Annotated in this window: 25 protein-coding genes; 14 read left to right on the top strand and 11 right to left on the bottom strand. The window is 70.4% G+C overall.

The genetic code is table 11. The features are described from left to right. Positions 1-179 precede the first annotated feature (179 nt). The 5 genes from AC4BGC_RS15040 to cysC all read right to left on the bottom strand — a co-directional run bounded on the left by AC4BGC_RS15040 (position 180) and on the right by cysC (position 6,496). Complete coding sequence (locus AC4BGC_RS15040) at positions 180-1,463, bottom strand: sulfate adenylyltransferase subunit 1 (protein ID WP_490556458.1); 1,284 nt, start codon at positions 1,461-1,463, stop codon at positions 180-182. Then, positions 1,463-2,377, bottom strand: coding sequence for a sulfate adenylyltransferase subunit CysD (gene cysD, locus AC4BGC_RS15035; RefSeq protein ID WP_490547614.1), 915 nt, complete (start codon positions 2,375-2,377; stop codon positions 1,463-1,465). The genes AC4BGC_RS15040 and cysD overlap by 1 nt, the downstream gene beginning before the upstream one ends. A gap of 180 nt (positions 2,378-2,557) precedes the next feature. Continuing rightward, entirely contained in the window at positions 2,558-4,018 is a 1,461-nt protein-coding gene (locus AC4BGC_RS15030) for a sugar transferase (protein ID WP_490556457.1), read from the bottom strand. A gap of 256 nt (positions 4,019-4,274) precedes the next feature. After that, entirely contained in the window at positions 4,275-5,249 is a 975-nt protein-coding gene (locus AC4BGC_RS15025) for a sulfite exporter TauE/SafE family protein (RefSeq protein ID WP_490556456.1), read from the bottom strand. Beyond that, entirely contained in the window at positions 5,246-6,496 is a 1,251-nt protein-coding gene (gene cysC / locus AC4BGC_RS15020; protein WP_490556455.1) for an adenylyl-sulfate kinase, read from the bottom strand. The genes AC4BGC_RS15025 and cysC overlap by 4 nt, the downstream gene beginning before the upstream one ends. Positions 6,497-6,538: 42 nt before the next feature. Here cysC and AC4BGC_RS15015 point away from each other — a divergent pair, with 42 nt between their 5' ends. From AC4BGC_RS15015 to AC4BGC_RS14980, 8 genes are all read left to right on the top strand, one after another. Then, the gene (locus tag AC4BGC_RS15015; protein ID WP_490556454.1) at positions 6,539-7,501 is read left to right on the top strand and encodes an asparaginase; all 963 of its coding nucleotides are present in this window, start codon (positions 6,539-6,541) and stop codon (positions 7,499-7,501) included. Positions 7,502-7,658: 157 nt separating this feature from the next. Continuing rightward, entirely contained in the window at positions 7,659-8,093 is a 435-nt protein-coding gene (locus AC4BGC_RS15010; protein WP_490556453.1) for a helix-turn-helix domain-containing protein, read from the top strand. A gap of 1 nt (position 8,094) precedes the next feature. Next, positions 8,095-8,760, top strand: a complete 666-nt coding sequence (locus AC4BGC_RS15005; protein WP_490547621.1) for a hypothetical protein — start codon at positions 8,095-8,097, stop codon at positions 8,758-8,760. Positions 8,761-8,938: 178 nt separating this feature from the next. After that, positions 8,939-9,229: a DUF2516 family protein gene (locus AC4BGC_RS15000; protein ID WP_490547622.1), complete on the top strand. Its 291-nt coding sequence runs from the start codon at positions 8,939-8,941 to the stop codon at positions 9,227-9,229. Between the two features lie 77 nt (positions 9,230-9,306). After that, positions 9,307-10,500: an alcohol dehydrogenase catalytic domain-containing protein gene (locus tag AC4BGC_RS14995; protein WP_490556452.1), complete on the top strand. Its 1,194-nt coding sequence runs from the start codon at positions 9,307-9,309 to the stop codon at positions 10,498-10,500. Between the two features lie 106 nt (positions 10,501-10,606). After that, positions 10,607-11,533, top strand: coding sequence for an alpha/beta hydrolase (locus AC4BGC_RS14990; protein ID WP_490556451.1), 927 nt, complete (start codon positions 10,607-10,609; stop codon positions 11,531-11,533). Between the two features lie 33 nt (positions 11,534-11,566). Then, the gene (locus AC4BGC_RS14985; protein ID WP_490556450.1) at positions 11,567-12,454 is read left to right on the top strand and encodes a hypothetical protein; all 888 of its coding nucleotides are present in this window, start codon (positions 11,567-11,569) and stop codon (positions 12,452-12,454) included. Between the two features lie 229 nt (positions 12,455-12,683). Continuing rightward, entirely contained in the window at positions 12,684-13,586 is a 903-nt protein-coding gene (locus AC4BGC_RS14980; RefSeq protein ID WP_490556449.1) for a protealysin inhibitor emfourin, read from the top strand. A 62-nt stretch (positions 13,587-13,648) separates the two neighbouring features. On the opposite strand, the gene typA is transcribed toward AC4BGC_RS14980, so the two are convergent. Next, entirely contained in the window at positions 13,649-15,535 is a 1,887-nt protein-coding gene (gene typA / locus AC4BGC_RS14975; protein ID WP_490547626.1) for a translational GTPase TypA, read from the bottom strand. Between the two features lie 181 nt (positions 15,536-15,716). Between typA and AC4BGC_RS14970 the strand changes: the two genes are divergently transcribed. The 3 genes from AC4BGC_RS14970 to AC4BGC_RS14960 all read left to right on the top strand — a co-directional run bounded on the left by AC4BGC_RS14970 (position 15,717) and on the right by AC4BGC_RS14960 (position 18,266). After that, positions 15,717-16,241 (top strand): arsenate reductase/protein-tyrosine-phosphatase family protein, encoded by a 525-nt coding sequence (locus AC4BGC_RS14970; RefSeq protein ID WP_490547627.1) that lies wholly within the window; start codon positions 15,717-15,719, stop codon positions 16,239-16,241. A gap of 13 nt (positions 16,242-16,254) precedes the next feature. Beyond that, positions 16,255-17,199, top strand: a complete 945-nt coding sequence (locus AC4BGC_RS14965) for an N-acetylmuramoyl-L-alanine amidase (protein ID WP_490556448.1) — start codon at positions 16,255-16,257, stop codon at positions 17,197-17,199. 104 nt (positions 17,200-17,303) lie between these two features. Further along, the gene (locus tag AC4BGC_RS14960) at positions 17,304-18,266 is read left to right on the top strand and encodes a hypothetical protein (RefSeq protein ID WP_490556447.1); all 963 of its coding nucleotides are present in this window, start codon (positions 17,304-17,306) and stop codon (positions 18,264-18,266) included. Between the two features lie 128 nt (positions 18,267-18,394). Here the strand turns inward: AC4BGC_RS14960 and AC4BGC_RS14955 are convergent, their stop codons facing one another. After that, complete coding sequence (locus AC4BGC_RS14955) at positions 18,395-19,153, bottom strand: SDR family oxidoreductase (RefSeq protein WP_490556446.1); 759 nt, start codon at positions 19,151-19,153, stop codon at positions 18,395-18,397. Between the two features lie 146 nt (positions 19,154-19,299). On the opposite strand from AC4BGC_RS14955, the gene mshA reads away from it, so the two are divergent. Then, positions 19,300-20,613, top strand: a complete 1,314-nt coding sequence (gene mshA, locus AC4BGC_RS14950; protein ID WP_490556445.1) for a D-inositol-3-phosphate glycosyltransferase — start codon at positions 19,300-19,302, stop codon at positions 20,611-20,613. 111 nt (positions 20,614-20,724) lie between these two features. Continuing rightward, positions 20,725-21,285, top strand: a complete 561-nt coding sequence (locus tag AC4BGC_RS14945; protein WP_490556444.1) for a type III secretion system chaperone family protein — start codon at positions 20,725-20,727, stop codon at positions 21,283-21,285. Positions 21,286-21,294: 9 nt separating this feature from the next. On the opposite strand, the gene AC4BGC_RS14940 is transcribed toward AC4BGC_RS14945, so the two are convergent. From AC4BGC_RS14940 to AC4BGC_RS14925, 4 genes are all read right to left on the bottom strand, one after another. Continuing rightward, positions 21,295-22,242, bottom strand: a complete 948-nt coding sequence (locus AC4BGC_RS14940) for a DMT family transporter (protein ID WP_490556443.1) — start codon at positions 22,240-22,242, stop codon at positions 21,295-21,297. Between the two features lie 88 nt (positions 22,243-22,330). Beyond that, entirely contained in the window at positions 22,331-23,437 is a 1,107-nt protein-coding gene (locus tag AC4BGC_RS14935) for a carboxylate-amine ligase (protein ID WP_490556442.1), read from the bottom strand. Between the two features lie 56 nt (positions 23,438-23,493). Beyond that, positions 23,494-24,171 carry a winged helix-turn-helix domain-containing protein gene (locus AC4BGC_RS14930; protein ID WP_490556441.1) on the bottom strand — a complete coding sequence of 226 codons (678 nt, stop codon included), beginning with the start codon at positions 24,169-24,171 and terminating at the stop codon, positions 23,494-23,496. A 55-nt stretch (positions 24,172-24,226) separates the two neighbouring features. Next, positions 24,227-25,453: a sensor histidine kinase gene (locus AC4BGC_RS14925; RefSeq protein WP_490556440.1), complete on the bottom strand. Its 1,227-nt coding sequence runs from the start codon at positions 25,451-25,453 to the stop codon at positions 24,227-24,229. Between the two features lie 123 nt (positions 25,454-25,576). On the opposite strand from AC4BGC_RS14925, the gene phoU reads away from it, so the two are divergent. Beyond that, a complete protein-coding gene (gene phoU, locus AC4BGC_RS14920) occupies positions 25,577-26,227 on the top strand; it encodes a phosphate signaling complex protein PhoU (protein WP_490547637.1) in 651 nt (216 codons plus the stop codon). Positions 26,228-26,545 lie beyond the last annotated feature (318 nt).

Below are 26,545 nucleotides of genomic sequence, written 5' to 3'. Positions count from 1 at the left end.
CAGGCAGGAGCCAGCTCACGGTGGCAGGAATGGGGGAAGAAGAAAGTTTGGTCGCCGTACGCGCCCTCAACTCCCTCGGCTGGAAACCGGAGGGCCACTCCGCCCCGGTCGTGCCCAAGAAGCCAAGCGGGCCGGTGGCCGGCGCTGACCTGAGCAACTGGCCCGATCCGATGACCGGGTCAGCTGCTGCTGTTGATCATCCCCGCGCCCACGGTCACACCGGTCGCCTCGTCGATGAGGATGAACGAGCCCGTGGTGCGGTTCTTCGCGTACGGGTCGCACAGCAACGGCACCGTGGTGCGCAGCTGTACGCGACCGATCTCGTTGAGGCCCAGGTCCTTCGTCTCCTGGTCGCGGTGCAGGCTGTTGATGTCCAGGCGGTACTGGATGTCCTTGATCAGCGCGCGACCGCTGCGGGTGGTGTGCTTGATCGCGAGCTTCTGGCCCTTGCGCAGGGGCTCGTTGGTCATCCAGCAGATCATCGCGTCGATGTCCTGGCTGGGCTTCGGCGCGTTCTTGACCCGGGCGATCATGTCGCCGCGGCTCACGTCGACGTCGTCCTCGAGCCGCACGGTGACCGACATCGGGGGGAACGCCTCGGTGATCTCCTTGTCGAACAGGTCGATCCCCGCGATCTTGCTCGTCATGCCGCTGGGCAGCACGACGACCTCGTCGCCCGGCTTCAGGACACCGCCGGCGACCATGCCGGCGTACCCGCGGTAGTCGTGGAACTGGTCGGACTTGGGGCGTACGACGTACTGCACCGGCAGCCGCGTGTCGACCAGGTCGCGGTCGGAGGCGACGTGGATGTTCTCGAGGTGGTGCATCAGCGAGGAGCCGTTGTACCAGGGCATGTTCTCGGAGCGGTTGACGACGTTGTCGCCGTTCAGCGCCGAGATCGGGATGACCTCGAGGTCGGGGATGTTCAGCTTGGTGGCGAAGGAGGTGAACTCCTTCTGGATGCGGTTGTAGACCTCCTGGTCGTAGCCGACCAGGTCCATCTTGTTGACCGCGAGCACCAGGTGCGGGACCCGGAGCAGCGACAGGATCACCGCGTGTCGGCGGGACTGCTCGGTGAGGCCCTGGCGGGCGTCGACCAGCACCAGGCCGAGGTCGGCGGTGGAGGCGCCAGTGACCATGTTGCGGGTGTACTGCACGTGCCCAGGGGTGTCGGCGATGATGAACTTGCGCTTCGGCGTCGCGAAGTAGCGGTAGGCGACATCGATGGTGATGCCCTGCTCGCGCTCGGAACGCAGGCCGTCGGTGAGCAGCGCGAGGTCGGTGTAGTCGTAGCCCTTGGAGGCGCTGGTGGCCTCGACGGCCTCCAGCTGGTCCTCGAAGATGGCCTTGGAGTCCAGCAGCAGCCGCCCGATCAGGGTGGACTTGCCGTCGTCGACGGAGCCTGCGGTGGCGAAGCGGAGCAGGTCCATCTCCCCGATCGCGGCTGAGGCGGGGGTGCTCATCAGAAGTAGCCTTCCTTCTTGCGGTCCTCCATGGCGGCCTCGGAGAACCGGTCGTCGCCACGGGTGGCGCCGCGCTCGGTGACCCGGGCGATGGCGACCTCGTCGATGATCTTCTCGTAGGTGTCGGCCTCCGACTCCACGCAGCCGGTGAGGGTCAGGTCGCCGACCGTGCGGAAGCGCACGGTCTTCTCCTCCACCGTCTCGCCGGGCTTGGTCGGGTTGAAGTCGCTCTCGGAGAGCCACATGCCGTCCCGCTTGAAGACGCGACGCTGGTGGGAGAAGTAGATCGAGGGGATCTCGACCTCCTCCTGGGCCAGGTAGTGCCAGATGTCGAGCTCGGTCCAGTTCGAGAGCGGGAAGATCCGCATGTGCTCGCCGCCGTGGATGCGGCCGTTGTAGAGGCTCCACAGCTCGGGGCGCTGCATCTTGGGGTCCCACTGGCCGAAGTCGTCGCGGTGGGAGTAGACGCGCTCCTTGGCGCGGGCCTTCTCCTCGTCGCGGCGGCCACCACCGAAGGCGGCGGTGAAGCCGTGCTCCTCGATGGCGTGCAGCAGGGTGCCGATCTGGTGGCGGTTGCGGCTGGTCTTGCCGTCGTCGACGACGATGCCGTTCGCGAGCGCCTCCTCGACGCTGGCGACGATCAGCTTCAGGCCGAGGCGGTTGACCCAGCTGTCACGGGTCTCGAGGACCTCGGGGAAGTCGTAGCCGGTGTCGACCTGGAGCACCGGGAACGGGATCTTCGCCGGGTAGAACGCCTTCTCGGCCAGCCGGAGCATGACAATGGAGTCCTTGCCGCCGGAGAACATCAGCACGGGCTTCTCGAACTCGGCCGCGACTTCGCGGAAGATGTGGATCGACTCGGCTTCCAGCTGGTCGAGCTGGCTGAGCCGGTAGTCGGAATGGGTCTGCGTCATCGCTTTGGGTTGGCCTCTCATCTGAAGACAGCGGCGCCATCGTATCGACAGGTTCGCAGTCCGGCCGCCCGGAGGCTCTGGCCGAGACGGAGTGCGTTGACGACGTCCGTGCCGAGGGTCACACCCGGCACGATCCGCGCCCGGTGCCCACGAGCAGCCGGGCGCGGATCGTGCGTGGCCTCAGTAGGCGCCGCGGGAGCCGAAGACGGCGCCGAAGGTGCGGGCCAGGATAGTGAGGTCCTGGAACATAGACCAGTTGTCCACGTAGTAGAGGTCGAGCCGGATGGCCTCGGACCAGGCGAGCTCGGAGCGTCCCGAGACCTGCCACAAGCCGGTCATGCCCGGCCTGACCCGGAGACGCCGGGCCATGGCGTCGTCGTACTGGGCGACCTCGTGCTGCAGTGGCGGTCGAGGCCCGACCAGGGACATGTCGCCCTTGAGGACGTTGATGAGCTGGGGCAGCTCGTCGAGGGAGAAACGGCGCATCCATTTCCCGGGGGCGGTGACGCGGGGGTCGTTCTCCATCTTGAACAGCCCCCCGACGTAACCTTGCTGGGCGTGCAGGTCGGCGAGGAGCTCCTCGGCATTGGTGACCATGGTGCGGAACTTCCAGCAGTGGAAGGACGCTCCGTCACGACCCACCCGGGTCTGGCGGAACAGTACCGGCCCGCGGTCGAAGCGCCAGATCTTCCACGCGGAGAAGGCGAAGACCGGGGCGAACAGCAGCAGGAGCGCCGAGCTCCCGGCGATGTCGAAGGTGCGCTTTGCGCGGCGGACGGCCGCCTGCGAGCGCGGCTTCTCCAGGTGGATCAGGGGCAGCCCGCCGACCGGGCGCATGCGGATGCGCTCGCTGGAGACGTCGGTGACGCTGGGGGCGATCACCACGGCGATGTCCTCGTGCTCGAGGTCCCACGCGAGGCGTCGCATCTCGTCCGAGCTGTTGAACGCACCACCGGCGAGGAAGACCACGTCCGCCTCGGCGTCGACGGCCACCTCCGCCAGGGAGCGGGATGCGCCGAGGAGGGGAATGCCGGAATGGGTCGCGGGTCGGTCTCCGGGCTCGGGGGTCAGCGCGCCGACGACGTGGTAGCCCAGCCACGTCTCCCGGCCGAGCACGGCAGCGATCTCGTCGACGTGGCCCTCGGAGCCGGCGATGATCACGCGGTGCTGCAGCGAGCCCAGGCTGCGGGCGCGCTGCACGCTGCGGCGCAGCAGCAGTCGGCCCGAGGCGAGGGCGGGGATCCCGATTGCGAAGGCCAGCACGAAGAACCCGCGGGAGAGCGACAGTTCCAGCAGGAAGCAGCCGATGCCGAACGCTGCGGCCGTGACCAGCGAGGCGTTGATGGTCGCGCGGTACTCCTCCAGGCCTGCGCCGAAGACCGGCGTGCGGTAGCCACCGAGGAGAAAGATCGCCAGCACCCACCCCAGGATCATCACCGGGCCGGCGATCTCGAGCGTGGCCACGATCTCGGCGTTGGAGGAACGCGGCGTGAAGCCCAGCGCGCCGCGTCCCAGGATCGCCGCCAGCACGCTGAACGTGATCATGACCAGGTCCAGGCCGAAGGCAAGAACCGGGATGTAGCGCAGCCCGCCCCGTGGAGGCGCACTGATGCGTGTCGCTTGAACGACCGATGCGGTCATTGGAATCCCCCGATTTCAATCGATATCCCTTGTTGGGTACCGAGTTCCTACCTTAGATACGACAGGGCGGTTTGGGGGTTACGCGGAGGCGAGATCCGCATTCGCGGTCTAGTCCAGATGTGGGCCAAATTGTCCGTTGGCGGCGAGTTCGACAGATCGTACAAATGGTGTTGACATCTCCCCATCAATGCGGACAAGTCGCTGGGCGACTGGGCGCTCACAGGCGGGCGTGAGAGCCCACAAGAATCGGGCGCTGTCACCCAGCGAGGTCTGAGCCGCTGTCGGGCCTTGGGGCCCTATCCGGCGAGTCCGGAAGTCGCCACGCAGCGGAGTTGTTGTCGAAGGCCGGAAGCCCTCTCCGCTGCCGGAGATAGCCCCACGCCAGGGGCCCCAGGAGCAGCAGTCCGGCACCGATGATCCCGACCCAGACCGGGGGCACGCCGAGCATCTTGAGCCCGGTCAGGGTGAGCACGATGACGATGCCGCGGCGGATCACCGACTGCGAGACCCAGGCGGCCATCCGGGCACCCAGGAAGGTGCCCGGCGTACCGCCGAGAACCAGCGGGATCAGCACCGACCAGGTCACCCCTTCCACGAACACGTGACCGATCGCGGCCGCCAGCACCAGCGGCACCGCCTGGACCAGGTCGGTCCCGACGAGCTTGACGGCCGACAGGGTCGGGTAGATGAGCAGCAGCGCCACCATGATCAGCGAGCCCGAGCCGACCGAGGTGATCCCGACGAGGAGGCCGCCGACAGCACCGACCAGCACGGTCGGGACCACACGGACGTGCGGGTCGTCCTCGCTGATCACGTTGCCGGAGGTGACGTGCCGCAGCTGGAGGTACATCCGCAGCGCGTAGGTCAGCGCGGTGAACAACAGGGCGTAGCCGATGGCGGTGAGCAGGAACTCCTGCTGCTCCTCGGCGGCCCCCACGCTCTTGACGATGAAGCCGCCCGCGAGCGCGAACGGGATCGAGCCAGCCATCAGCAGGCCGGCCAGGCGCAGGTTGGGGGAGCCCCGCCGCCAGTGGACGCCCGCGCCCACCGACTTGTTGATGCTGGCGGCGACCAGGTCGTTGGCCACTGCTGCGGTGGGGTTGACCCCCAGGAAGATCAGCGCCGGCGTCATCAGGGCGCCGCCGCCCATGCCGGTCAGGCCGACCACGATGCCAACGCCGAAGCTGACGACCAGGACCGAGAGGGCGGAGAGGGTGAGCAGGTCGCTCACAGGGCCGCCTCTCGGGACTCGTCCTCGGAGACGTGGAAGGGCAGGTGCGGCATCAGGTCCGCGAGCGCGTCCTCGATGGTGCGCCCGGTGGTGTCGATGTGCACGGCTGCGTCCTCGGGGACCTCGTAGGGGCTGGAGATGCCCGTGAACTCGGGGATCTCCCCGGCCCTCGCCTTGGCGTAGAGGCCCTTGCGGTCACGCCGCTCGCACTCCTCCAGGGGGGTGGCCACGTGCACCAGCACGAACTCGCCGCCGGCGTCCTCGACCATCTGACGAACCTGCTTACGGGTCTCGTCGTACGGCGCGATCGGGGAGCAGATCGCGATCCCGCGGTGCCGGGCGATCTCCGCCGCCACCCAGCCGATCCGCCGGATGTTGGTCTCACGGTCTGCCTTGGAGAAGGTGAGGCCCGCGCTGAGGTTCCGGCGTACGACGTCGCCGTCGAGGCTGGTGACCGTGCGCCGGCCGTCCTCGAGGACCAGGTCGCGCAGCGCCTGGGCGAGCGTGGACTTCCCGCTGCCGGAGAGGCCGGTGAAGAACACCACGAACCCGCGCTCGTCGGGGCCGGGCTGGTCCTGGTCGACGACGGCCGCGATCTCCTCGGGCCACTCGCCCTCGCCGGTGACCCCCATCACGTCCGAGCTCGCGTAGTTCTCCACCACCCGGGCGCCGAGCCGGTGGTCGAGCTCCGGGTCGCCGTGGGCAGGGACGGGGACGACCACGACGTGCGCCGCGAGCCCTCGTTCGTGCAGCAGGGTGGCGGCGGCCAGGGTGGCGCGCACCAGACCCACCGGGGAGACGCCCTGGGGCGTTCCCGTGCCGGCGAGGGCGAGGAGCACCACGTCGCGGTCCCGGGCGTTCGCCTCGACCAGCTCGAGGTCCTCGACCGTCAGCGGCGCAGCGACGGGAACGGTCAGGGACCCGGCGTACTGCTCCCGCGCCTGGGCGGGGGTCAGGTGCAGCCGGCGGAACGGGCCGTAGGAAGGGGTGTTCAGCGGGGTGAGCCCCGAGACGCTCGCTGACGCGTGCCCCTCGGCCACCGGGGGCCGGTAGCGGGCCAGTGGCAGCCCCTCGGGGTCGACCAGGTCGACCTCCGGGGCGTCCGCGAGCTCGGGTGGCAGCGCGAGGGTCACGCTGCCGGGAGCGCCGGTGGGGTCGAAGGTGGTCTGCGGTGCCAGGGCCCCGGAGACGAGGAGCTCGAGGTCGTCCAGCTCGCGTGGGCTCGGGCAGTACTGCGGTGCGGGCACCGCACGATCCTGCCAGACCGTGCCTGCGGATAGCGTCGCAGCATGGTCGCTCCCGTAGTCATCGCTGAGATCGTCCGTTCGGGGTTCGTGGAGGGGCAGCACCACGGGTCCTGGGTCGCGCTGGACCCCGACGGGTCCGTGCGGGCCTCGGCCGGCGAGGTCGCGGCCCCGATGCTGCCGCGGTCGTGCAACAAGCCGCTGCAGGCGCTGGCGATGGTCCGGGCCGGCCTCCCCCTCGAGGACGAGCTGCTCGCGCTGGCGTGCGCCTCGCACTCGGGGGAGGACTTCCACGTCGACGGCGTACGACGCATCCTGGCCTCCGCCGGCCTCGCCGAGGACGCCCTGCAGACCCCTGCGGACTACCCGCTCGACGACGAGGCCCGCGAGCAGCTGATCCGCTCCGGCGGCGTCAAGGAGCCGGTGCTGATGAACTGCTCCGGCAAGCACGCGGCGATGCTCGCCACCTGTGTGGTCAACGGCTGGCCGACCGAGAGCTACCTCGACCCCGAGCACCCGCTCCAGCAGCAGATCCTCGCCACCTTCCAGGAGATGACCGGGGAGCCGGCCCAGGTCGCCGTGGACGGGTGCGGTGCGCCGCTGCTCTCCACCTCGCTGACCGGCCTGGCGCGGGCGTTCTCGCGGCTCGCGACCGGGGCCTCGCCGGAGGCGACGCGGATCGCGGAGGCCATCCGGGCGCACCCGGAGTACGTCTCCGGGACCCGTCGCGACGAGCTCACCCTGCTGCGCGCGATCCCCGGTGCGATCGGCAAGGCGGGTGCCGAGTCCTGCTACGTGGTGGCGCTGCGGGACGGTCGCGCGTTCGCCACGAAGACCTCCGACGGGGCGGCTCGCGTCCGCCCGGTGGTGATGGCCTCGCTGCTCGACCAGGCCGGTGTCACCGAGGAGCCCGGCGTCGACGGGGAGGCCGTTCGGCGTACCGGGGAGTCGGTGCTGCTCGGTGGTGGCCGGCCGGTCGGCGAGATCCGGCCGGTGGTCCGGATCTGAACCGGATCAGTTGTCGGACCAGCTGTGGTCTAGACGTTTGCTGTCTGGTGGCTAGCACCGCTCAACAGCGTCTTTCATCGTGAGACCAGGGGTTTTTCTGTCCACGGATGCCGTTCATGGGTTGCTTTTGCTAGCAAGAGTTAGCACTATGTGGGGCATGGCAAAGATCCAGGTCGGCAAGACCGTCTCGTCGCTCGGGGAGTACCTCCACGAGCAACGAGTCGCTGCCGAGCTCTCGCTGAGGCAGCTGGCGGAGCAGACGGGTGTGTCCAACCCGTACCTGAGCCAGATCGAACGTGGTCTGCGCAAGCCATCCGCCGAAGTGCTGCAGCAGCTGGCCAAGGCACTCCGGATCTCTGCCGAGCAGCTTTACGTGCAGGCCGGGATCTTGAACCCCGACGACGGACAGGTTCGCTCGGTAGAGCTCGCCATTCTCGGGGATCCGATGCTCAGTGAGCGGCAGAAGCAGTCCCTGCTGGACGTCTACCAGTCCTTCAGGGCAGTCGCGCAGCACGCCCTACCCACAGATGTGCTCGAGTCCCAACCGGTCGACGAAGTCATCGGTCTCGAGACTGACAAGCAAGGAGAATGACATGGCCAAGACCCAGTTGAAGCCGCTGTACGCCGTTGCCGGCGCCACCGAGGTTGCCTACGAGTTCGCTCGTGGCTACACCACCGAGGCGCTGAACGACGTGCAGACCCGCGTCAGCAAGATCGAGCGTGAGCCCAAGGCCCTGCAGAACCAGGCCCTGGCTGCGGTGAACGCCCGCGTCACGGAGATCCAGAAGGACGCCAAGGACGCGCAGGCGAAGTTCGAGGCCCGCGTCGCCGAGCTCCAGAAGGACGCGCTGGCACTGCCGAAGAAGGTGCAGAACGAGATCGACGACACCGTCACCGAGCTCGCCCGCACCTACGCCGACCTCGTCGACCGCGGCGAGAAGATCGTCGCCGCCATCCGCAAGGACGGCGTCAAGGCCGTGACCGCGGTGCGCACGTCCCCGAACAAGTCCTCGGTCGTACGCCGCGAGCGGGCCAAGGTCGCTGCTGACAAGCCCAAGAACAGCAGCCGTCCGGTCAAGAAGTCGGCCACCAAGAAGGCGGTCGCCAAGAAGACCCCGGCCAAGACCACCGCCAAGAAGGCCACGGCCACCAAGAAGGCCGCGACCAAGGGCGCGCAGTCCACGGCCAAGTCGGCCCAGACGACTGCCAAGAAGGCCACCAAGACGGCGTCGAACACGGCCGCCGCGGCCACGTCCTGACCCAGACACTCGGCGTCGACGGGCGCTGAGGAGCTCGTCCTCTGGTGATCCCTCCCTTCCCCAGAGACGAGCCGGCGGGCCCCTGGATCTGATCCGGGGGCCCGTTGCTCTGTCCGTAGCCGGAACTCGTGGGGTTGTGTCTGGGGCGTATCAGCCAGTTGCCCGATATCCTCGGGACGTGTCCCAACTGTTCGAGCTCCAGTACCTGATCACGAGCCTGGCCTTCCTCGCGCTGATCGCGGTGAAGATCTGGGCGCTGGTCGACGCCCTGATGCGCCCGGCGGAGGCGTACGTCGCCACCGGGAAGCTCACCAAGCAGGCCTGGACGCTGATCCTGGGACTCACGGTGGTCAGCTCGCTGCTGTGGCGCTCCCCACTCGGACTGTTCTCGATCATCGGAACCGTCGCTGCGTTCGTCTACATCCTCGACGTGAAGCCTGCACTCGCGTCGATCACCCGCCGCCGCTGAGGCCCGACCCCGGTTCGGTCCGCTGGGATCGGGGTAAGGGACGGGGACATATCTTCCCCATCAGCTAGGAGCAGTGAATGCAGGCAGTGACTTGGCACGGCCGCCGCGACATCCGCGTCGAGGAAGTTCCGGATCCCCGGATCGAGGCCCCGTCCGACGCGATCGTCCGGATCACCTCGAGCGGGCTGTGCGGCTCGGACCTCCACCTCTACGAGACGCTCGGGCCCTTCATGGGCGAGGGCGACATCCTCGGCCACGAGCCGATGGGCATCGTCGAGGAGGTGGGCCCCGAGTCCGGCGACCTCAAGGTCGGGGACCGGGTCGTGATTCCTTTCCAGATCTGCTGCGGGCACTGCTGGATGTGCAACCAGGGGCTGTACACGCAGTGCGAGACCACGCAGGTCCGCGACCAGGGCATGGGTGCCGCGCTGTTCGGGTTCAGCAAGCTCTACGGGGAGGTCCCCGGGGCCCAGGCTGAGTTCCTGCGGGTGCCGCAGGCGCAGTTCATGCCGATCAAGGTGCCCGAGGGACCTGTCGACGAGCGGTTCCTCTACCTCTCCGACGTGCTCCCCACCGCCTGGCAGTCGGTCGTCTACGCCGACGTCCCCGAGGGCGGCACCCTGCTCGTGCTCGGACTGGGGCCGATCGGTGACATGGCCACCCGGGTCGCCCTGTTCCAGGGCAAGCGCGTGATCGCCGTCGACCGCGTTCCCGAGCGGATGGCCCGGGCCGCGGCGCGAGGCGCCGAGGTGATCAACCTCGACGAGGTCGACGACATCGGCGAGGAGGTCCGTTCTCGGACCCAGGGCCGTGGCGCGGACGCCGTCGTCGACGCCGTCGGCATGGAGGCCCACGGGTCGCCTGTCGCGGAGATCGGCCAGCGCCTGTTCAGCGCGATGCCCAAGCGACTGAGCGCCAAGATCATGAACGTGGCCGGGCTCGACCGGATGTCGGCGATCTACACCGCCATCGACGCCGTACGCCGCGGCGGGACCGTGTCCCTGATCGGGGTGTACGGCGGGCAGAGCGACCCGATGCCGCTGATGACGATGTTCGACAAGCAGCTGCAGTTCCGGATGGGCCAGGCGAACATCAAGCGCTGGGTCGACGACATCATGCCGCTGCTCGTCGACGACGCGGACCCGCTCGGCACCGAGACCTTCGCGACGCACCAGCTTCCGCTGGAGCAGGCCCCCGAGGCCTACGAGAACTTCCAGAAGAAGTCCGACGACACCGTGAAGGTCGTCTTCAAGCCCGGCACCAAGGCCTGAACGCTCGACCCGGCCGTCCGGCGTACCCCCCGGCACCAGAATCGGGGGGTGCGCCGGACGTCGCCGGGTCCTGCCGGGGTGAACAGGCGTGGGGCAGACTGCGAGCATGCCCATCGACCCAGAGATCGCCGGCCTGCTCAGCATCGTCGAGGCAGGCGTGCCCATGTCCCGGCTTTCCCCGGACGAGGCCCGGGAGTCGTTCCGCCGGCTGGCCGTCGACTTCCGCAGGCCCGAGGACGTCGTCCCGGTCCGTGCCACCGAGGACCTCGTTGTGCGCGGCGCGCAGGGGCCGCTCGGGGCGCGGCTCTACCGCCCGGAGGGGCCGGGCCCGTTCCCCCTCGTCGTGCTGTTCCACGGCGGCGGGTTCGTCATCGGTGACCTCGAGACCCACGACAACCTGGCCCGCGCGATCTGCCGCGGTGCCGAGGCGATCGTGGTCTCGGTGGACTACCGCCTCGCGCCGGAGCACGCGTTCCCGGCTGCCGTCGACGACGCGATCGCGGCCACCCGCGACCTGATGGGGCGGGGCGGGGAGCTCGGCGGCGACGGCAGGGTCGCGGTGGCCGGGGACAGCGCCGGCGGCAACCTGTCCGCCGTGGTCACCCAGCACGTGCCGGGGCTGGCAGCGCAGTTCCTGATCTACCCGGCGGTCGACGGAGCGGGGGAGTACCCCTCGCGCACCGAGAACGCGACTGGCTACTTCCTCGACCTCGACACGATGGTCTGGTTCATGAAGCAGTACGCGCCCGACGACGCCGACGTCCGGTTCTCGCCGATCCGGGCCGACTCCTTCGCCGGGCTCCCGCCCGCCGTGGTCGTCACGGCCGAGTACGACCCCCTCCGCGACGAGGGCGAGGCCTACGCCGCCAAGCTCGAGGCCGCCGGCGTCCCCGTGGTCGTGCGCCGCTACGACGGCCTGATCCACGGCTTCACCGAGATGGGCGCGTTCTGCGCCGCGGCGAGGACCGCCCTCTCCGACTCCATCGACCTGTTCGCGCAATTGCTGGCAAAAGTACCTGTGGACGACGCCTGAGCGTCCCCTCCCGCCGGGGCATGCTGCTGGCTCGTGGAGATCGACGTGCTGCTGCTGCGCCTGGGAGGCGTGGCCTCGTGGCGCCAGCTCGTCGCGGAGTCCTCTCCGTCACGGGTGAGAACAGCAGTCGCGAACGGTGACATCGTCCGCATCGGGCGTGGCACCTACGGCCTGCCCGGCTTCGAGGAGGCGACGCGGGCGGCCCGCCGGCTGAACGGAGTGCTGTCGCTGACGAGTGCCGCGCTCCACCACGGCTGGGCGGTGAAGGCTCCGCCTGCGCGCCCGCACGTCACCGTCCCGCGCAACCGCAAGGTCTCGGTGCAACGACGTCGTGGCGTGCTCCTGCACTACGGGGAGGTGGCTGCCGACGGCATCGTGACCACGCCGGTCCAGACGGTCGTCGACTGCGCCCGGGCGCTGCCGTTCGACGAGGCGCTGTGTGTCGCCGACTCAGCACTGAGGTCAAGGCTGGTCGGACGCGGCGAGCTGATCGCCGCCGCCGAGACGTCACCGCGGACAGGCCGCGCCGCCGCGGTGCGGGTCGCGGAGGCAGCCGACGGCCGAGCGGACAACCCGTTCGAATCGGTGGTCCGCGCGATCTCCAAGGAGTTCGCCGAGCTGGCACTCGTGCCGCAGGTCGTCGTCCCGGGCATCGGCCGGCCCGACCTCGTCGACGAGAGCCTGGGCCTGATCGTCGAGTGTGACTCGTTCGCCTTCCACGCAGCCCGTCCCCAGCTGGTGCGCGACGTGGAGCGCTACAACGCGTGCGCTGTCGAGGGGCGCTGGTTGCTCCGGTTCGCCTGGGAGCACGCGATGCTGCGCCAGGACTACGTCCGCGACACGTTCCGCACCTGGCTCGAGGCCAGGGCAGCATCACAAGGACGTGCAGTTCGGCCGGGACGCGGCCAACGGCCCGCCTGAGCGGTGCCGGATGACCCCGAACTGCCCGTCCTTGTGGCGCTCACCCTTGCTAGGCGGGGAGGGGTGGGGAAGGAGGGCGTGGTGAGGTGCCACTTCATCCCCCAGTGCCTGCTCGACCGGCTCGTCGAGACCGACGAGACGCTCGCCCAGTGGGATCACCGCCTCGCTGGCCCTGTTCGCCGACCTCGGGCGCGACAGCTACGACGACCGCGGCGCGACGGTGGCCACCGTGCACTTCGAGCAGAACTACGACAACGCGTTCTGGGACGGCACCCAGCTGGTCTTCGGTGACGGCGACGGCAAGGTCTTCGGCCGGTTCACCGAGCCGATCGACGTGCTGGGACACGAGCTGTCCCACGCCGTGGTCCAGCACACCGCCGACCTCGTCTACCAAGGACAGTCCGGTGCCCTGAACGAGTCGCTCTCGGACGTCTTCGGCGCCTGCATCAAGCAGCGCCACCTCGGCCATGACGCCCGGAGCGCGGACTGGCTGGTGGGGGAGGGGATCTTCCTGCCCGGCATCCAGGGCCGCGCGCTGCGCTCGATGGCCGAGCCAGGGACCTCCTACGACGACCCGCGGCTGGGCAAGGACCCGCAGGTCGGGTCGATGGCCGACTACGTCCAGACCGAGGACGACAACGGCGGGGTGCACCTCAACAGCGGCATCCCCAACCGGGCCTTCGTGATCGCCGCCCGCGCCATCGGCGGGGAGTCGTGGAGCGGCGCGGGCCGGATCTGGTTCGCCGCGCTCACCGGCCTCGCCGCGGACGCCGACTTCGCGACCTTCGCAGCGGTCACGATCGCGGCCGCGGGCGAGCACGCCGAGGTCGTCGAGGACGCCTGGCGCCAGGTCGGCCTGGTCCCCGCGCAGGCAGAGTCCGTCTCGGCCGGGTCAGGCCCGGGGGCGGGGTCGCACGCCGCGGTCGCCGTACGCCGCTCCGGAGGCTTCGCGGGGATGACCAAGGAGGGCGTGGTCGACCTCGACTCCGACGACCCCCGCGTGCCGCAGGTGCGGCAGCTGGTGCAGCGGATCGACTTCGCGCAGCTCGCGGACGAGGCGCCGCAACCGGACCGGTTCAGCTACTCGTTCCGCTACCGGACGACCGAGGCCGGGTCCCCGAGCAGGGCCTGACCCCCGACCTCCAACAGCTGGCCCGGATCGTCCTCGACGAGTGAGGACGATCCGGCCCTGCGTCAGCCCCTGCGGGCGCGCGAGGCGGTTCGACCGCGCTCGCCGGCGTCGAGGACGACCTTGCGGATCCGCACGTTGTCGGGGGTGACCTCGACGCACTCGTCCTCGCGGCAGAACTCCAGGGACTGCTCCAGGGAGAGGTTCTTCGGCGGGATCAGCTTCTCGAAGTTGTCCGAGGAGGAGGCGCGGACGTTGGTCTGCTTCTTCTCCTTGGTGATGTTCACGTCCATGTCGTCGGCGCGGGAGTTCTCGCCGACGATCATGCCCTCGTAGACCTCCGTGGTGGGCTCGACGAACATCACGCCGCGCTCCTGCAGGTTCGTCATGGCGTACGCCGTGGCCGCACCGGCGCGGTCGGCGACGAGCGAACCGTTCGAGCGGGAGCGGATCTCCCCGGCCCACGGCTCGTAGCCCTCGAAGACCTGGTGGGCGATGCCCGTGCCGCGGGTCTCGGTGAGGAACTCGGTGCGGAACCCGATCAGCCCACGCGCGGGGACCAGGAACTCCATCCGCACCCAGCCGGTGCCGTGGTTGGTCATCTGCTCCATCCGGCCCTTGCGGACCGCCAGCAGCTGGGTGATCGCGCCGAGGTACTCCTCGGGGGCGTCGATGGTCAGGCGCTCCATCGGCTCGTGCAGCTTGCCGTTGATCTCGCGGGTGACGACCTGCGGCTTGCCGACGGTGAGCTCGAAGCCCTCGCGGCGCATCTGCTCCACGAGGATCGCCAGCGCCAGCTCGCCACGGCCCTGGACCTCCCAGGCGTCGGGACGCTCGGTGGGGAGCACACGCAGCGACACGTTGCCGACGAGCTCGGCGTCGAGGCGGTCCTTGACCAGGCGGGCGGTCACCTTGGTGTTCTTGGTGGGTCCGCGCCCGGCCAGCGGCGAGGTGTTCGTGCCGATCGTCATCGAGATCGCGGGCTCGTCGACCTTGATCAGGGGCAGAGCGACCGGGTTCTCCGCGTCGGCCAGGGTCTCGCCGATCATGATGTCGGGGATGCCGGCGATCGCGACGATGTCGCCGGGGCCGGCTTCCTCGCCGGGCTTGCGCTCGAGGCCCTCGGTGATGAGCAGCTCGGTGATCTTGACGTTCTTCACCGTGCCGTCGGTGCGCATCCACGCGACGGTCTGGTTCTTCTTCAGGGTGCCCTCGTGCACGCGCACCAGGGCGAGCCGGCCCAGGAACGGGCTGGCGTCGAGGTTGGTGACGTGGGCCTGCAGCGGCGCGCCCTCGGTGTAGACGGGGGCGGGGATCGTCTCGAGGATCGTCTTGAACAGCGGCTCGAGGTCCGGGGAGTCCGGGACGTCGCCGTTCTCGGGAGCGACCAGGGAGGCCTTGCCCGCGCGGGCGCTCGCGTAGACGACCGGGAAGTCGAGGGCGTCCTGGCTGTGCGAGTCGTCGAGCAGGTCCATGAAGAGCTCGTAGGTCTCGTCGACGACCTCGGCGATCCGCGCGTCACCACGGTCGGTCTTGTTCACCACGAGCACGACGGGCATGTCGGCGTTGAGCGCCTTGCGGAGCACGAACCGGGTCTGGGGGAGGGGGCCCTCGCTGGCGTCGACGAGCAGCACGATGCCGTCGACCATGGACAGTCCGCGCTCGACCTCGCCACCGAAGTCGGCGTGGCCGGGGGTGTCGATGATGTTGATCGTCATCGGCTTGCCGTCCGCGGAAGGGCCGGCGTAGTGGATCGCGGTGTTCTTCGCGAGGATGGTGATGCCCTTCTCGCGCTCGAGGTCACCGGAGTCCATCGCCCGCTCGTCGACGTGCTGGTGCTCGCCGAAGGCACCGCCCTGCCAGAGCATCTTGTCGACGAGAGTGGTCTTGCCGTGGTCGACGTGCGCGACGATCGCGACGTTGCGGAGATCGATACGGGACTGCTGAGTCATCTGTGCCTTCAGCCGGTCGCGGCCCGCTACCGCCCGGAGGAGGCAGATCGCGGGCGCGCGGAGCGGCAGGATCGGGGATCTGGGATGTGTGCGTCGAGGACGCGACCCCTGAGTCTATCGTGGTCCGGGTGACTTTCCGGACCAGGCAGCAGGCGGCAGCCTCGGACGCACGAGGTGTTCGATGACGTTCCGGATCCTGTTCGTGTGCATCGGCAACATCTGCCGCTCCCCGCTGGGGGCGCGCCTGCTGGCCACGAAGCTGCCCGAGGGGGAGTTCGAGGTCACCAGTGCCGGCGTCGGCGCGATGGTCGGCTCCCCGATGGCGCCGGAGTCAGCGGCGCTGCTCGAGACGTACGGCGGCTCCGGGGCCGGTTTCGCAGCCCGTCAGCTGACCCCGGCGATCGTGCGCGAGAGCGACCTGGTGCTGGCCGCCACGACGGCGATCCGCTCGCGGATCCTCGAGGACAACCCGTCAGCCCTGCGGCGTACGTTCACCGTGCTGGAGTTCGCCGCGCTCCTCGACGCCGTACCCGTCCGCGAGGACCCGTCCGTGGTGGTGCGCACCGCAGCCGAGCAGCGGTCGCGGGCGGTGCTGGACGACTACGACATCCCCGATCCCTACGGGCGCGGCGACGAGGCCCACCTGGTCGCTGCCCGTGCGATGGCCGCGGCCGTGGACCGGATCGCAAAGGGCCTGGCCGGGTGAGGAGCCCGGCGCCGTGACGCCGCCGCGCTGGGTGGTGGTCGTGCTCACGGTGATCTTCCTCGCGGCCGCCGGGGTGGTGCTGTGGACCCTCGTCGCCTCACCTGAGCCGAGCACGCCCCCGGCTGCGGAACGTCCGGTGCCCACGGCGCGCGCGACCCAGCCGTCACCCCTGGGATCGCCCCAGCCGTCCGCCCAGTCGTCCGCCCAGTCGTCCGCCCAGTCATCCGCCCGGCCGTCGGCTCCGGCCCCGTCGGTCCCGCCCTCGGCCGCGCCGGCCACCGTGCCCCCGGCGCCGCTGCGATCGGTCACGATCGCGCTGGACCCGGGCCACCAGCTCGGCAACGCCGCCCACCCCGCCGAGACGAACGCGCTCGTGCCGGCCGGAGGCTCCTCGAAGCCGTGCAACACGACCGGGACCGCGACCGACGCCGGCGTGGCCGAGGCGACGGTCAACTTCCAGCTCGCCCAGGCCGTGGCGCAGCGGCTGCGAGCGCTCGGCGCTGTGGTGAAGATGACACGCACCGCCGACTCACGGGAGCAGTGGGGTCCGTGTGTCGACGAGCGCGGCAGGTTCGGCCAGCGGGTCGGCGCGCAGGTGATGGTCTCGCTGCACGCCGATGGCGCCGGCCCCTCTGATCAGGGCTTTCACGTGATCGCGCCGGTGGCGCGGGCGCCGTGGTCCGATGACATCGCGGCCCCGTCCCTGCGGCTGGCCACCGCTCTGCGCGACTCGCTGACGGCCTCGGGCGTACCCCGCTCCAACTACACAGCCGGCGGCTCCGGGTTGAATCTGCGCAGCGATCTGGGCACTCTGAACCTGTCCGACGTGCCGGTCGCGATGATCGAGATCGGCAACATGCGCAACTCGGGGGATGCGCAGCGGATGACCTCCAGCAGCGGGCAGGCGACTCACGCCACCGCGATCGTGCGGGGCATCCGGGCCTACCTCGGAAAGTGAACCTTGACTTGACCACGCACGTCAGGGGCTCCTCGAGCTCCCGAACGACCTCGCGCCCGGGGATCAGGGCCCCGCTTGGCCTCGCCCTCGCCCTGATTCTCTTCGTGCTCGCTGGCTGCAACAGCGCCGACATCGCCTCGGAGAAGGACGCGAAGCCGAAGGTCTCGCCCGAGCGGGAGCTGGCTCCGGGGACCTGCTGGGACGACCAGCAGCTGCTCGGGGTGCTCGGTGACAAGGAGTTCGGCGACTGGGTGGAGCAGTACGCCCGAGGCGAGTCGGCGCTGGCGGACTCGATGCGCGACGACGCCGCGTTCGCCCAGCAGATCGACTGTGCGAAGCCGCACTCCCTGGAGCTCTACAACGTGGTTGAGCTGGCGCCGGAGACGGCGGCCCGGGTCGAGGAGTACGCCGACCTGCTCGACCAGGGGTCGCCGCTGTTCCAGAAGGTCAGCGACCAGGTCAACGAGCGCTGTCTGGCGGGCTCGCCGTACGCCGTGCCTGCGGGCGTCGCCGGCGGGCTGTCGGTGCAGCTGAGCCCCTTCCTGAACACCGAAGGCGGAGTGCACGTCGCCTGGGATCCCTTCCCCGCCGACCTGTGGGAGCGGGGCCAGCGCAAGTTCGTGTGCACGTTGGAGCAGGAGCAGCCGGGCACGCTGCGGTTCGCCGACCTCACCACCGCCAAGGTCCCGCTCGCGGCGCGGGTCTGCCTGAACACCCCGGGGACCTATGTGCCCTGCCGCGGCAAGCACCAGGCCGAGAACATCGCGGAGCTGGTGGTCAACGACGCGGTGGCCAAGGGGCAGCTGCGCGGCCGGCAGGCGGTCCGGCAGGGGCCGAAGGGTCGCTACGTCGCGCTCAGCGAGGCGAGCTTCGCCCGTCTGGACAAGGTGTGCCAGAACTTCCTGTCCCGGGTCTCCCGGGTCAAGGACGGCGTCGAGGGACGGGCCTACCTGGGATCGGCGGACCAGTGGCCGACCAAGGAGGGCAAGTACGTCGCGAGCTGCTTCGCGCTGAAGCCGTTCGAGCCGCCGCCGCCGATCACCGGGACGGTGTTCAACCGGGGGTAGCGGGGGCGGCCGTGCGCCGTCCCGTTCAGCGCCGCCCCGGTCAGTGCCGGCCCGTCCCCACAAATGTTGGGAAATGACGTCTGGATCGCGGGATCGGACGTCATTTCCCAGCATTTGTGGAGTTGCGGTCACTCCTCGGTGCGGTGCACCTTGTGCTGCGCGGCCTGGGCGCGCGGGCGTACGACGAGCTCGTCGATGTCCACGTGGGAGGGGAGCGAGGCCACCCAGCGGACCATCTCGGCGATGTCCTCGGCCACCAGCGGCTGGGCGACGCCCCGGTAGACCTGGTCGTAGCGCTCCTGGTCACCCGCGACCCGGTTCAGCGTGAACTCCTCGGTCTTCACCATGCCGGGCGCGATCTCGGTGAACCGGAGCGGCTCGGCGACCAGCTCCAGCCGCAGGGTCTGGGTGATCACGCGGACCGCGTGCTTGGCAGCGGTGTAGCCGCCACCGCCCTCGTAGGCCACCCTCCCGGCGGTCGAGCCCATGTTGATCACGAGCCCGCCCTCGCCGGCCCGCAGCGCGGGCAGCAGTGCCTGGGTGACCCGGACGATGCTCAGGGCGTTCAGGTCGAACATCCGCGCCCACACCTCCGGGTCGGCGTCCTCCACGGTGGCCTGGTCGAAGGCCCCGCCGGCGTTGTTGACCAGCACCTCCACCCCGGCGTCCCCGACGAGCTCGCCGACCGACTGCGCGAGGGCGGCGACCGACTCCGGGTCGGTGACGTCGCAGACCACGGCGTGACCGCCGATCTCCTCGGCCAGCGCCTTGATCCGGTCCTCGCGGCGGGCCACGCAGATGACCTGGAACCCGTCGCCGGCCAGGGCGCGGGCGCTGGCGGCGCCGATGCCGCTGCTGGCGCCGGTGACGACTGCGGTACGGGTCATGGGGTCTCCTCGACAGGTCGCGGGCGGGTCCGCCGGAGCGGCGCAGGTCCGGTGTCGTCCCACCGTGGCCGCCCAGCAATGATAAGAGCGAGACTCGGCGGAATGGAGCGGGCCCGGTCGCGGTTACCGATGGGGAGGTTCATCAATTGCGGCACCACTCATCGGCGTACGACGCGAACACGGCACCGGCTCCCCGCCTGGGCCGGGTCGCGATGATCAGCCTGCACACCTCGCCCCTGGACCAGCCGGGCACGGGTGATGCGGGCGGGATGAACGTCTACGTGCTCGAGCTCGCGCGCCGGCTCGCCCAGCGCCAGGTCGAGGTCGACGTGTTCACCCGCGCGGTGGGCAGCGCGCTGCCCCCGGTGGTCGACGTCAGCGACGGCATCCGGGTGCACCACGTCTCCGCGGGGCCCTACGAGGGGCTGACCAAGCACGAGCTGCCCGCGCAGCTGTGCGTCTTCGCCCGTGAGGTGCTGCGCGCGGAGGCCTACAACGCGCCCGGCTACTACGACCTCGTGCACAGCCACTACTGGCTCAGCGGCCAGGTGGGCGCGCTCGCCCGCGACCGCTGGGGCGTGCCGCTGGTGCACACGATGCACACGATGGCCAAGGTGAAGAACGCCGCGCTGGCGACCGGGGACAGCCCCGAGCCTATGGCCCGGCTGATCGGCGAGGAGCAGGTCGTCAGCGCCGCGGACATGCTCGTGGCGAACACCGACGACGAGGCCAAGCAGCTGATCGACCTCTACGACGCCGACCCCGGGCGGGTCGAGGTGGTCCACCCCGGCGTCGACCTCGCCACCTTCTGTCCCGCCGATCCCGCCGCGGCGCGTGCTCGGCTGGGCCTGCCCCCCTCGGGACCGGTGATCACCTTCGTGGGCCGGATCCAGCCGCTCAAGGCTCCCGACGTGATGCTGCGGGCCGTCGCGGTGCTACTCGAGCGCCGTCCCGAGCTGCGCTCCTCGCTCACCGTCGCGGTCGTGGGCGGGCCGTCGGGCTCCGGGCTGGCCCGGCCCGACTCCCTGGTCCGGCTGGCCGACGACCTCGGCATCACCGGCTCGGTGCGCTTCGTCCCGCCGGTGCGGCAGGACGGGCTCGTCGACTGGTACGCCGCCTCCACGCTGGTGTGCGTGCCGTCGTACAACGAGAGCTTCGGGCTGGTTGCCGTCGAGGCCCAGGCCGCCGGCACCCCCGTGGTAGCGGCAGCCGTCGGCGGCCTCACCACCGCGGTCCGCGACGGCCGCTCCGGCCTGCTCATCGAGGGCCACGAGCCCGCGTCGTACGCCTCCGCCTTCGAACGCGTCCTGCTCGAGCCCGGCCTCCGCGACACCCTCGCCGCCGGCGCCCGGACCCACGCCCAGCAGTTCGGCTGGGACCGCACCGCCGACACCATGCTCAAGGTCTACGCCGAGGCCCAGGCGAAGATGCGCGGGGACCTCAGCGGGATCGCGCTGTAGCTCGCGCTTTCGACCGTCCCCCGCGGCGCAATTGCTGGGAAATGACAGTCGGATCGTCCTGGGACAGGGGAATTTCCCAGCATTTGCGGGGCGGGTGCCATCATCGGACACGTGACCGATGTCGATGAAGCCGTGACCGACGAGCCCATCTCCGCCGAGCGCCAGCAGGTGCTGGACGCGCTGAAGCAGATCTTCGCCGAGGGCGACCTGGAGTGGTCGCAGCTCTCGCCGACCTCGCTGAACGTGGTGCTGCCGGGGGAGAAGAAGCAGCAGACGCCGTGCCGCTTCGACGTGGGCCGGCACGCCCTGGAGGTGCACGCGTTCGTGTGCCGCAAGCCCGACGAGAACTTCGAGGGCGTCTACCGCTGGCTGCTGGAACGCAACATGAAGATGTACGCCGTGGCCTTCGCCCTCGACGGGGTCGGCGACATCTACCTCGACGCCCGGCTCCCGCTCCAGGGCGTGACCCCCGCCGAGATCGACCGGCTGCTGGGCGCCGTCCTGGAGTACGCCGACGGCTCGTTCAACACCATCCTCGAGCTGGGCTTCGCCTCCTCGATCCGCAAGGAGTGGGACTGGCGCGTCTCGCGAGGGGAGTCGATCCGCAACCTGGAGGCGTTCCGCGGCCCGCTCGACCTGGACACCCGCGGGACCCCGGAGTCGGCTGGCTGACCGCGACGCTCAGCGGGCCGGGCTCGACTCGGGGTGGGCCGAGTCCACCGGGTCGACGGGCCGCGCGCGCGGCTTGCGCCGGGTGACCGCGACCCCGACCAGGGCGAGCACCCCGCCGACGTACGCCATCAGCGGCGGCGCCTCGCTGAGGAAGAGCACGCCGAGCACGATCGTGATAGGCGGGACCAGGTAGGTGGTCACCCCCAGGTTGCTCGCGCTCATGTGCTTGAGAGCGAACGCGTAGGTGGTGAACGCGATCGCGGTGGGGAAGACCCCGAGGTAGACCAGCCACCACGTCGAGGACGCAGGCGCCTCCCGGACCTGGGTGAGCAGCTGGCCCGCGAACGGCAGGCAGCTGATCGCCCCCACGGTGCACGCCAGCCAGGTCACCTGCACGGCGGGCAGCCGCACCATCAGCGGCTTCTGCAGGATCAGGCTGATCGAGTACGCCACCGCGCTGACCAGGCACAGCAGCACGCCGAGCACGTAGTCGTGACCGTCCACCGACCCGGGCGGGCTGGTGGCGAACGCGATCAGCGCCACCCCGGCGAACGCGAGGGTGAGCCCGATCGCGAGCGGGGCGGTGAACCTCTCGCCGAGGAACAGCGCGGCGAGCAGCGCGATCAGTACCGGCGAGACCTGGATCAGCATCGCGGCCGTGCCGGCGTCGACCATCCGCTCGCCGGCGTTCAGCGCGACGTTGTAGAGCCCGAACCAGAGCAGGCCGATGGCGGCGATGGACGCGAGCTCGCGCCGGGTGGGCCGCGGGACGCCGCGCGAGAGCGCGACCACGGCGAGGCACAGCGAGCCGACCAGCAGCCGCCCCAGGGACAGCGCGCCGGGGCCGAAGTCGTGCCCGAGGTGGCGGATCGCGACGAAGGCGGAGGCCCAGAACACCAGCGTGCACCCGACCGCGGCCAGCGGGAGCCAGGCAGGCGTTCGCGTCGTCTCGGTCACTCCCGAGAGCCTAGGTGCGAGCACCGACAACCCGGCAGGTGAACCACGGCCGTCGTACGTCGAGATCCGGCCAGTCCGCGCCCCGAGCTCAGGAGTCCGCCGACTCCCGGGTGCGGTCCAGCACGTCCTGGACCACTGCCGGCAGGGACCCGCCACTCGCCTCGTAGCGGCGCCGCTGCCGGATCGCGCCGTTGCCGGTCGCCAGCAGTCGCTCGACGTGCGCGCGCACGGTCTCGAGGTCACCGGCGTCCTCCAGGGCCGGGCGCACGTGCTCGACGAACGACTCGATCACCTCCCGGGCCGGGGTGAGATCGCGTCGGCGCGGGTCGACCAGCCGGTCACCGATGCCGTAGCGCGAGGCCCGCCACGACGCCGCACGCAGCAGGTCGCTGCGCCACCGCCGGGGTTCCTGCGCGGCCGCGGTGGTCACGAGCGCGCGGGTCAGGGCCGCGACGAGGAGGGTGTCGTCGAGGTCGGTGCACACGTCGGCCACCCGCACCTCGACCGTGGGGTAGTTGCTCGCCAGCCGCGCGTCGAGGTAGACCATGCCGTCGTCGAGCGCGGCGCCCCACTCCACGAGGTGGCGGGTGACCTCGTCGTACGTCCTCACGTCACCGAACGGCTCGCCGCTGCCCTGGGAGGGCCACCGGCCCCACACCCGGGCGCGCCAGCTCGCGTGACCGGTGTCGCGCCCGTGGAAGTACGGCGAGTTCGCACTGATCGCGAGCAGCACCGGCAGCCACGGGGCGATCCCGTCGAGGACCCGGACACCTTCCTCGGGGTCCTCGATGTCGACGTGCACGTGCATGGCACAGGCCAGCGCCGAGCGCGCGACCTCCCCGAACTCCTCGTGGATGCGGCGGTACCGCGGGTTCGGGGTGACGTGCACGTCGCCGGGCAGCATCGGTACGGCGACCGCGGCCGCCGCAGCGCCGGCGTTCTCGGCCGCCTCCACCAGGACCCTGCGGCCGCGCCGCAGCTCCACCGCGAGGTCCTCGAGCTTCTCGCACGGTGGGGTCTGGGTCTCGAACTGCTCGAGGAACAGCTCCTTCTCCACCGGCGGATCGTCCTCGGACGTCTCCTGGTCGCGCCAGGTCTGGTCGCGTACGGCGCGACGGCCCACGGCGCTGAGGAGACCGGTCGCCGGGTCGAGGAGCAGCATCTCCTCCTCGACCCCGATCTTGCGTATGCCCACGTCGGGCCCAGTGCCCAGCGTCCCGCGGTCGAATCGGTGCCGGGCGACTCCTCGTGTCAGAGGTCGAGCTTGTAGCCCAGCCCGCGCACGGTGGTGAGCAGCTTCGGCTCGGCCGGGTTGGCCTCGAGCTTGGACCGGAGCCGCTTGACGTGCACGTCGAGGGTCTTGGTGTCGCCGACGTAGTCGGAGCCCCAGACCCGGTCGATCAGCTGACCGCGGGTCAGCACCCGCCCGGGGTTTCGCAGGAACATCTCGAGGAGCTCGAACTCCTTGAGCGGCAGCCGCACCTCGGCCCCCGAGACCGTGACGACGTGGCGCTCGGTGTCCATCCGCACGGGCCCGACCTCCAGGGTGGCCGGTGCGGGGTCGGGCTCGGCGCCCCGGCGCAGTACGGCGCGCAGCCGCGCCACCAGCTCGCGCGAGGAGTACGGCTTGGTGACGTAGTCGTCGGCTCCGAGCTCGAGGCCGACCACCTTGTCGACCTCCTCGTCCTTGGCGCTGACCATGATGATCGGCACGTTGGAGGATTGCCGCAGCTGGCGGCACACCTCGGTGCCCGGCAGGCCGGGCAGCATCAGGTCGAGCAGGACGATGTCGGCGCCGGCCCGGTCGAACTCCGCGATCGCCTCGGGACCGGTGGCGGCGATGGCCACCTCGAACCCTTCCTTGCGGAGCATGTAGGCGAGCGGGTCGCTGTAGCTCTCCTCGTCCTCCACGACGAGGACGCGGGTCACGCGGGCGTCCCGGCTGGTCGGGGGCCGGTCGAACGAGCTCGGTCTCGGGGCGTGCTCACACGTTCTCCTTGGTGCGGTCGGTGCGGTCGGTGCGCGGGGTCGGGCCTGTGGTGCTGGGGTCGGTCGCGGTGGGGCTGGTCGTGGGGCCAGGTGCCGGGTCCGGCAGCTGGCCGGGCTTGCGCGGCAGGGTGAGCGTGAAGGTCGACCCCTGCCCTTCGACCGACCAGACCCGCACCTCCCCGCCGTGGGAGGCGGCGACGTGCTTGACGACCGAGAGGCCCAGGCCTGTCCCGCCGGTGGAGCGGTGCCGTGCCGGGTCGACGCGGTAGAAGCGCTCGAAGATGCGGTCGAGCTCGTGGGAGGGGATCCCGATGCCGCGGTCGGTCACGCTGAGGTCGACCGCGCCCTCGTGGGCGGTGGCGGTGACCACGACCGAGGAGCCCTCGGGGGAGTAAGCCACCGCGTTCGCGACCAGGTTGCTCAGGGCGACGGCGATCTGCTCGCGGTTGCCGAGGAGGACCAGGCCCTCGGTGCCGTCGCGGACCAGGTCGATGCGACGGGCTGCTGCGTCGGTGAGGTTCTCGTCGAGGGCCCGCGCGATGATGTGGTCGGCCTCGACGGGCACGGGCTGCTCCAGCGGGTCGTCGCCCTGGAGCCGGGAGAGCTCGATGATCTGCTGCACCAGCCGGGTCAGGCGCTCGCTCTCGGTGTGCATCCGGCCGGCGAAGCGCTGTACGGCGTCGGGGTCGTCGGCCGCGTCGAGGACCGCGTCGGCGAGCAGCTTGATCGCGCCCACAGGGGTCTTCAGCTCGTGGCTCACGTTGGCCACGAAGTCGCGCCGGATCGACTCGACCCGGCGCTCGCGGGTGCGGTCCTCGATCAGCGCCAGCACCAGCTGGGAGCTCAGCGGGGCGACCCGGGCGGTGACGTGGCGCGGAGGCATTCCGGGCCGCTGCATGCTCAGCTCGGTCTCGCGGATCTGCCCGTCCCGGCGTACCTGGCGCACGAGGTCGGCGAGCTCGCGCTCGGTGATCTCCCCGTCACGCACGATGCCCATGGCGGTCGCGGGGGCCGACGCCTTCAGCACGGTGTCGCTGGCATCGACGACGAGGGCGCTGCTGCGGAGCACGGAGAGCACCGCGGCCACGCCGGGAGGCAGCTCGGGCTCGACCGGGACCGTCGGGCGGAGCTGGCGCTCGCTGACCCAGAACGCGAGCACGGCGCCGCCACCGAGCACTGCTCCGAGCAGCGCGAAGAGGAGGGCCTGCAGAGTCGGGCTCACGCGGTCGATCGTACGCAGCCACCCCGCGTGCTCGTGGCCTCTGGACCACACCTTCGGTCGCTGTTCACCTCCGGTTCACGCAACGACGCCAGTCCTTCACCTCGCGCCCCTAGGTTCCCTGTCATGCGTGATGCCTACAACGACCAGCTCGACTCCATCCGGGACGACCTCGTGACGATGGCCCGCCTCGTGCGCGAGGCCGTCTCCGAGGCGACCTCCGCGTTGCTCGAGGGAGACGCCCAGCAGGCCGAGCGGGTGATCAGCGGTGACGCCACGATCGACGCCTTGCGCAGCAAGCTGGAGGAGCACAGCTTCGAGCTGCTCTCCCTGCAGAACCCCGTCGCCGGGGACCTGCGGATGCTGGTCGCCTCGCTGCGGATGGTCAGCGAGCTCGAGCGGATGGGCGACCTCGCCGTACACATCGCCAAGATCGCCCGCCTCCGCGTGCCCGACGTCGCCGTGCCCGACCAGGTGGTGCCGATGGTGGCGCGGATGGCCGCGGTCGCCGAGGTGATGATCGGCAAGGTCGAGCACGTGATCGCCCACTCCGACGTCGCCGCGGCCGAGGAGCTCGAGGAGGCCGACCAGGAGATGGACAAGCTGCGCCGCAACTCCTTCCGCGAGCTCCTCGGCTCCGACTGGACCCACGGCGTGGAGCCCGCGGTCGACATCGCCCTCCTCGGCCGCTACTACGAGCGCATCGCCGACCACGCCGTCTCGGTCGCGCGCCGCGTCGTCTTCCTGGTCACGGGGGAGCACCCGCAGTACGTGTGAGTGGGGTGGGCCTGCGCCCACACAAATGTTGGGTTGCGGCGTCGTGGGAGCAAAGAGCGACGGGGAACCCCAACATTTGTGGGGTTGCGACGTCGAACCGGGCCGATTAGGCGTCCCGACCCAACATTTGTGGAGTGCGGTGCACTCGACCACTTTCCGCGCCCAGCCCCGCAGGTAGTGCTTCTCGTCCCCAGACCCACAGATGTGTCCGGCGAGTGCTCCGCAGAGGCTGTCCGCTTGCACGTATGTCGACAGTTCCGTCTACTCGCAAGCGCCCGATCGACACGCGACGCCCATTCACCCGGGCGGACGCCGTCG

Source organism: Nocardioides sp. Z38_18 (assembly GCF_058215695.1).
This window is presented reverse-complemented; position numbering and strand designations above follow the sequence as displayed.